The sequence below is a fragment of the Protofrankia sp. Cas8 genome, assembly GCF_963555845.1.
GTDB lineage: Bacteria > Actinomycetota > Actinomycetes > Frankiales > Frankiaceae > Protofrankia.
This window is the reverse complement of record NZ_CAUVXI010000259.1, coordinates 1-6,610: the sequence shown is the minus strand read 5'-3', so window position 1 is coordinate 6,610 and position 6,610 is coordinate 1. Positions and strand designations below refer to the sequence as shown.

Sequence of the window (6,610 nt, the reverse complement as noted above, 5' to 3'; positions counted from 1 at the left end):
GGGCGTCCTGCAGGAACAGCGGGATCAGGTAGAGCGTGCCGAGGAAGGCCATCGTCGCGAACAGCATCGTGAGGTTGGTCGCCCGGAACAGCCGCTCGCCGAGCAGTCTCAGCGCGAGCAGCGGACGGTCGCGACGACGCTCCCAGCTGACCATCAGGACAGTCGCGCCAAGGCCGACGGACCCGGCGACACCGACCTTGGCCGATGCCCAGCCGCTGCCCGGCCCGCTACTGAGCGCATAGAGGATCAGGGCGAATCCCGCCGCCGCGAGCACGAACCCGACCAGGTCGAAGCGGCCGGCAGCGGCAGGCTCGCGGTGTTCGGCCAGAAAGACCAGGCCGAACACGAACACGGCCAACCCGACCGGTAGGTTCACCAGAAACACCCAGTGCCACGACAGGTGGTCGGTGAGGATGCCACCGAGCACCGGACCGGCCGCCGGCGCGATCACAGTGGGAACGATGACCACACGTGCGGCCCGCACCCGCTGCTCGGGCGGGAAAACCCGGAACAGCATGGCCGTCCCGACCGGCATCAGGATGCCGCCGCCGACTCCCTGTAGCATCCGGAACCCCACCAGGGCATCAAGGCTGGTGGCAGCACCACACAGCGCGGACGCGGCCGTGAACGCCGCCAGCGCCACCAGGAAGACCCGTTTGGTCCCGAACCGGTCACCCAACCATCCGGACGCGGGGATGAAGACGGCGAGACTGACCAGGTAGCCGATCACCACCAGCTCGATCGAACCGGTCGAGGCGCCGAAGTCACGGGCGATCGAGGGCAGGGCCACATTGACGATCGTGACGTCCATGATGCTGATGAACATCGTCGCGGCGAAGACGACCGCGGCCGCGACGCGCTGGTCGAGCGCGGGCGCCGCACGCCGGATCCGAGCAGGGCTCCGGACGGGACTCATAGACCTCTCCCTAACCATGAGTGACCAACCGCAACGGATCGCAACCTCGGTCGGCTGGGTGGTACTTTATGAGGCTACCTCACTATCCATGTCCCTCAAAATAAAGATGGCTGAACAATGAAGCCGCAAACTGGTGATGAGATCATCGATACGCTGTTGGCAGTCAGTCACCGACTGCGTCATCGCGTGAACGACACCCTTCAGGTCACGGCCGGGCTCACGCTCTCCCGCTTCAAGGTCCTGCAACTCGTCGAGCGGCGCGGACCTTCCCGCTTGCGCGACATCGCCGACGCCACCGACGTCACCGCCCGGACCATGACCGAGACGGTGGACTGGCTCGAAGGCGAGGGGCTGGTCATCCGCACCGCGCATCCGACCGACCGGCGTGCCCTGCTCGTGGCCCTCACCGACGCCGGTCGCGCCCGGCTGACCGCCGCGGACCGACACCGGACCGCGGAGGTCGGTGCCATGACCAGACATCTGTCCGCGGCCCAGCGCGAGGAGTTCCTCCAGCTACTGCGATCGGTGCTCGACGCCATCGAGGGCACCGCCGCCGACATCGGGCCGGACGGGCCGGACGGGCCGGACGGGCCGCCGGAAACCGTCGCCGGAAACGGTTGTAGCTGATCCCCCGCCCAGGGCTGTGGGACAGATCACGATCATCCGAAACGACTGACACGTGTATCAGCGTCCCGTCTGGCATCCCCGCGGCCTACGATCCGGCACATGGTCGCCTGCCCGACATGCGGAAAGGCCAACCCGGAAGAAGCGCGCTTCTGCTTCTCCTGCGGTACGCCGCTGCCCACGTTCGGGATCGGCGCCCGTAAGACTGTCACGATCATGTTCTGCGACGTCACCGGCTACACCGCCATCGGCGAACAGCTCGACTCCGAACCGTTGCAGCAGGTCATGTGGCGGTTCTTCAGCGCCGCCCGCGAAGTGATCTCGGCCCACGGGGGCACCGTCGAGAAGTTCATCGGGGACGCGGTGTTCGCCGTCTTCGGCATCCCCGTGCTGCACGAGGACGACGCGTTGCGCGCCGCCCGCGCGGCCTTCGAGATCCGCGCCAGCATGGCCGCGCTCAACGCCGATCTGCAACGGGACTGGGGATTCCGGTTCCGGATCCGCATCGGGATCAACACCGGCGAGGTCACCGTCGGCGGGCCGGGCACCGGCGGTGGCGTGACCGGGGACGCGGTCAACATCGCGTCCCGGCTGGAGGAGGCCGCCGACCCCGACGAGATCCTCATCGCCGACACGACCCTGCGGATGATCCGTTCGGATGTGCGGAGCGAACCGGTCGGACCCCTGGTCGTCCAGGGCAAGAAGGCCCCGCTGCGGGCCCACCGCCTGATCGGCCTGGCGCACCCCGGCATCGGCCCCGGCGCGCGGTTCGCCCCGGACGGCTTCGCCGCACCGGTGATCGGCCGGGACCGGGAACGCCGTCGCCTGGGCGACGTCCTCGAACAGGTGATCGAGGAACGCACCTGCCACCTGTTCACCCTGCTCGGTCCCGCCGGCATCGGAAAATCCCGGATGGTCGGGGAGTTCTGTGAGGCGATGGCGCCGCGGGCGACGGTGCTCACCGGACGCTGCCTGTCCTACGGCGAGGGCATCACCTACTGGCCGCTGATGGAGATGGTCCGCCAGGCGACCGGCATGTCCGCGGACGAGAGCGCGCCCGAGGGCCGGCGCCGCCTGCGCGAGCTGCTGGACGGGGTCGACAACGTCATCGGCGACGCCGCCGCCGTGGTGGACGGGCTGGCGCCGCTGATCGGCCTGGGCGGAGCCGAGGTCGGTGCGCAGGAGAGCTTCTGGGCGGTCCGCACGTTTCTGGCCGCGCTCGCCGAGAAGCGTCCGCTGATCATCTGGTTCGATGACGTGCACTGGGCCGAGCCGACCCTGCTGGACCTGATCGAGCATGTCGCCGACTGGTCCCGGGAGGCGCCGATCCTGCTGTTGTGCCTGGCCAGGCCCGAGCTGCTGGAGGAGCGCCGGACCTGGGGCGGAGGCAAGCTCAACGCCACGTCGATGTTGTTGCAGCCGCTGAGCGAGGAACGTTGCCAGCGACTGATCCGCACGTTGATGGGCTCCAACGACCTCGACCCGGCGCTGGTGTCGAGAATCACCGACTCGGCCGCGGGAAACCCGCTGTTCGTCGAGCAGACGCTCGCGGCCCTGGTCGACGACGGGCTGCTGCGCCGGGAGGGCGACCGGTGGATCGCGACCGGCAACCTCGGCTCGGTCCAGGTTCCACCCACGATCTCCGCGCTGCTCGCCGCCCGTCTCGACCGGCTCAACATGCACGAACGGCGGGTGCTGGAACGCGCTGCCGTGGTCGGTCAACGGTTCTACCTCGACGCCGTGGTCGAGCTGTCCGCCCCGGCCGACCGGGCCGGCGTGGCCGCGCACTGCCAGTCGCTGGTACGCAAGGAACTGGTCCATGCCGACCGCTCAGACCTGCCCGGCGTGGACGCCTTCCGGTTCCTGCACGTCCTGCTGCGCGACTGCGCCTACCAGGCCACGTCCAAACGCCAGCGTGCGCAGCTGCACCAGGGGTTCGCCGCCTGGCTGCAGGCCCGGATGATCGGGCGTCCCGGCGAGCACGACGAGCTGGTCGGTTATCACCTGGAACAGGCCTACCGGTACCGGGTCGAGCTCGGGCTGCGCGACGCCGAGACCGCGCAGCTCGGACGCCACGCCGCGACCTGTCTGATCGAAGCCGCCGACCGGGTTCGTCAGGGCGACGAGACAGGCGCGGCCGGCCTACTCAAACGAGCGATCAAACTTCTTCCTGTCACCGATCCACTACGCATCCGCGCCGAGATCGACCTGGGCTGGGCGCTGCACTCGTTCGGCCGGTTCAGCGACGCCGAACGCATGCTGCGCCAAGCCACCGACCGGGCCGCCCGGATCGGTGACGCCGGTCTGCGGGCGCACGCGCGCCTCGCCCACCTGCGGCTCATGTTCACGACAAGCCCGGAGGGGCTGGTCGCCGAGACCCTCGGCGAGGCCACCCGGGCACTACCGATCTTCATCCGGGACGGGGACGAGGTCGGTGCCGCGCTCGCCTGCCGCGGTCAGGCGGCCGCCCACATGGCGGCCGGCCGCTACGCCCAGGCGGAGCGGGCCATGCAGGCCGCCGTCCGCCATGCCGAGGAGTCCGGCGTGCTGCGTGACGCCCAGACCATGCGCCGTGACCTCGTCCACCTGCTGAGTTTCGCCCCGCGCCCGATCGGCGAATCGGTCGAGCGGGCCACCCGGGCGCTGGCCGGCGTCGGGGACGACCGCGGCCTGCGCCGTTCCCTGCTCGCCCAGCTGGCCCTGCTGTTCACCATGGCGGGGGACCTCGACGCCGCCAGGGACCACCTGAGCCGGGCTGAAGAGATCGTCTGGGACGTCCGGAGCCCCCGCGGAGACCCGCTCTACGGGGGCTTCGTCGTTGCCCGCGTCGCCCTGCTCACCGATGACCTCGACACGGCCGAGCACGAGTTGCGGCGCAGCTGCCGTCGGCTGGCCCGGATGGGCGAGCGTGCGCACCTGGCCACGCGTGCCGCGGCCCTCGCCGACGTCCTGGTCAAACTCGGCCGCCTCGACGAGGCGGCCACCTACGTGTCCCGCTCCCGCGACGCCGCTGCCGGTGACCAGGTCCCCGCCCAGGCCGGCTGGTGCGGGGTACACGCGAAGGTACTGGCGATGCGTGGCCGTGAACGCGAGGTCGAGGCCGTCCGGTTCGCCGAGGCCGCATGCGACCTGGCCGGGCGAACCGACGACTGGGACGGACAGGCGCAGGCGTGGCTGGCCTACGCCGAGGTGCTCCACCGAACCGGCCAGGTCGACGCGGCCGGACCGAAGATCGATGCAGCCATCTCCTGCTACGAGAAGAAAGGCAACATCACCGGAGCCGCCCAGGCCCGCCGACTTTTCGACGAGCTCTCCGTCCCGGTGTGAGCGGCACCGGTGTGAGTTCTACGGCGAGCTGAGCAGACCGTTGGCGCGGGCCTCTTCCTGGAGGTAGTAGAGCTCCTCCGCCCACATCCGGAACCGCTCCATGGCGTCGAGCTCACGGGCCAGCGCCCGGGCCAGGCGGGGGACTGCGAGGCGCTCAAGGGAACCGCGCAGCCATGGACGGTCCGCGGTCTCCTCTTCGCTGGCCCGCTCATAGGCCGCCCGATACAGGACGATCTCGGCCTGCGAGATCTCGATCTGCTCGGCCAGCATCCGCATCCGCGCCCGCAGGTGGGCCTCGGTCGGGATGGCGCGCTGGACGGGCCACGGACCGCGGTAGGGACCGCGCAGCGGTGGGCCTGCGGACGGAACACCTGCCGGGCCACCTGGCTGGGCACCGCCGGAGCCCGCCGGTTGTGTGGCGGCAGGCCTCGACATACCAGACATGGTGACAGGAGGCCAAGGGCGCCCGGCACTAGGAGGCCGCGGCACTCACCCCGGACGCACGAAACCGTCGCCTGGATGTGAATTTCGCGCGACCGCGGGTAACAGGACTGCGGATGACACAGAAAGATCACAACGGGACTTTCCGTGTTTTCGGGCGAGGCTCGGAGGACGCGATGGCCGGATCCGTAGCAATTGTGCTGGGATTCCCACTGGTACTCATGATCGGCATGTTGGCTATGCACCAGGTGGAACAAATGATCGAGAAAGTACGCCGGCCCCGACTCCGACTGGTCCCGGATCCCGACGACGAGCCCCACGGTGACCTCAACGGTGGCGGACCGCCCCCGACCCGGCTGCTGCGACTGATCGTGTCGCGCCAGTCCAAGAACGCCCGGCCATAGAGGTGTGCGGCCGCCCGGCCATCGGGGCATGCGGCCGCCCGGCCTCAACGGGTGGAACCACCGGTGGTGGCGGATGCGGTCGCGCCCGACCAGCGTGGCCCCGCGTCGACCTGCAGGCGACCGGTCAGGCCGGTCGAACGCAGCAACGCCATGAACGCCGGGGACGCGCCGCGAACCCGCAGGCTCGAGTGAACGCCTCGCAGCAGCAACTCGGCCCGGAGCAGGGCGGCCATCCCGGCGATGTCGATGGCCCGTAGGCCGGCGACGTCCACGGTCACGGCGGTGCCGCCACGCCCCAGCAGTTCATGGATCTCCTGGCGAAACCGCAGCCGGCCGCGGGTGTCGAGCTCGCCGTCAAGCACGATGACCACATCGCACCCGGAATGGGTCACCGACATCCGCAGATGACCAGCCTCGACCTGCATGTTTCCGCCCCCCCGCTACTCCTGCCGACGCTCGTCGTACCGCGCCGCCCGACCCCTGGCCCCGCCCCCCGGCCGGTTGACACCGGGGCGACACCTCCTGGCTTGCGTTGTCCTGGCGACCCGGCAGGTCTCCCGGACCGGAATCGCCAACAGCGTGGTCTCTCCCCGAGTCACGAGATACGTACACCCGATGCAGCGATACTACCGACGGTAACCAAGATTCCGAATTCCGCCGACGCAGAGTCACAGCAGATTCGGGAATCAGTCCTGAACCGGATGGTTTGGATATATCGGCCAGACAGGTCCGGGACTCTCAGCCCGTGCCGGCGGCGCGGAAACGGCGGATGAGGCTGTTGGTGGAGCTGTCGTGGGCCAACTCCAGCGGCCCGTCCGCCGACAGTTCGGGGATGATCCTCTCCGCCAGTACCTTGCCGAGCTCCACCCCCCACTGGTCGAAGCTGTTGATGTTCCAG

At 69.6% G+C, this 6,610-nt stretch carries 7 protein-coding genes; 3 read left to right on the top strand and 4 right to left on the bottom strand.

The genetic code is table 11. The features are described 5' to 3' along the window. Positions 1 to 916, bottom strand: a 916-nt coding sequence (locus U9977_RS24500) for a DHA2 family efflux MFS transporter permease subunit (protein ID WP_322751639.1), incomplete at its 3' end; no start/stop codon positions are given. A 117-nt stretch (positions 917 to 1,033) separates the two neighbouring features. Here U9977_RS24500 and U9977_RS24495 point away from each other — a divergent pair. Then, positions 1,034 to 1,543, top strand: a complete 510-nt coding sequence (locus tag U9977_RS24495; RefSeq protein WP_322751638.1) for a MarR family winged helix-turn-helix transcriptional regulator — start codon at positions 1,034 to 1,036, stop codon at positions 1,541 to 1,543. 99 nt (positions 1,544 to 1,642) lie between these two features. Continuing rightward, the gene (locus U9977_RS24490) at positions 1,643 to 4,867 is read left to right on the top strand and encodes an AAA family ATPase (RefSeq protein WP_322751637.1); all 3,225 of its coding nucleotides are present in this window, start codon (positions 1,643 to 1,645) and stop codon (positions 4,865 to 4,867) included. Positions 4,868 to 4,885: 18 nt separating this feature from the next. Here U9977_RS24490 and U9977_RS24485 read toward each other — a convergent pair whose 3' ends face one another. Beyond that, positions 4,886 to 5,302: a hypothetical protein gene (locus tag U9977_RS24485; protein ID WP_322751636.1), complete on the bottom strand. Its 417-nt coding sequence runs from the start codon at positions 5,300 to 5,302 to the stop codon at positions 4,886 to 4,888. 122 nt (positions 5,303 to 5,424) lie between these two features. On the opposite strand from U9977_RS24485, the gene U9977_RS24480 reads away from it, so the two are divergent. Further along, positions 5,425 to 5,712, top strand: a complete 288-nt coding sequence (locus U9977_RS24480; protein ID WP_322751635.1) for a hypothetical protein — start codon at positions 5,425 to 5,427, stop codon at positions 5,710 to 5,712. Positions 5,713 to 5,756: 44 nt separating this feature from the next. On the opposite strand, the gene U9977_RS24475 is transcribed toward U9977_RS24480, so the two are convergent. After that, entirely contained in the window at positions 5,757 to 6,137 is a 381-nt protein-coding gene (locus U9977_RS24475) for an STAS domain-containing protein (RefSeq protein WP_322751634.1), read from the bottom strand. A gap of 313 nt (positions 6,138 to 6,450) precedes the next feature. Then, a partial coding sequence (locus U9977_RS24470) for a hypothetical protein (RefSeq protein ID WP_322751640.1) occupies positions 6,451 to 6,610 on the bottom strand: 160 nt, incomplete at its 5' end.

Coding starts and splice junctions, on each gene's coding strand:
- U9977_RS24475 (WP_322751634.1), bottom strand. CDS start 6,137: ATGCAGGTCGAGGCTGGTCATCTGCGGATGTCGGTGACCCATTCCGGG.
- U9977_RS24485 (WP_322751636.1), bottom strand. CDS start 5,302: ATGTCGAGGCCTGCCGCCACACAACCGGCGGGCTCCGGCGGTGCCCAG.
- U9977_RS24490 (WP_322751637.1), top strand. CDS start 1,643: ATGGTCGCCTGCCCGACATGCGGAAAGGCCAACCCGGAAGAAGCGCGC.
- U9977_RS24480 (WP_322751635.1), top strand. CDS start 5,425: ATGACACAGAAAGATCACAACGGGACTTTCCGTGTTTTCGGGCGAGGC.
- U9977_RS24495 (WP_322751638.1), top strand. CDS start 1,034: ATGAAGCCGCAAACTGGTGATGAGATCATCGATACGCTGTTGGCAGTC.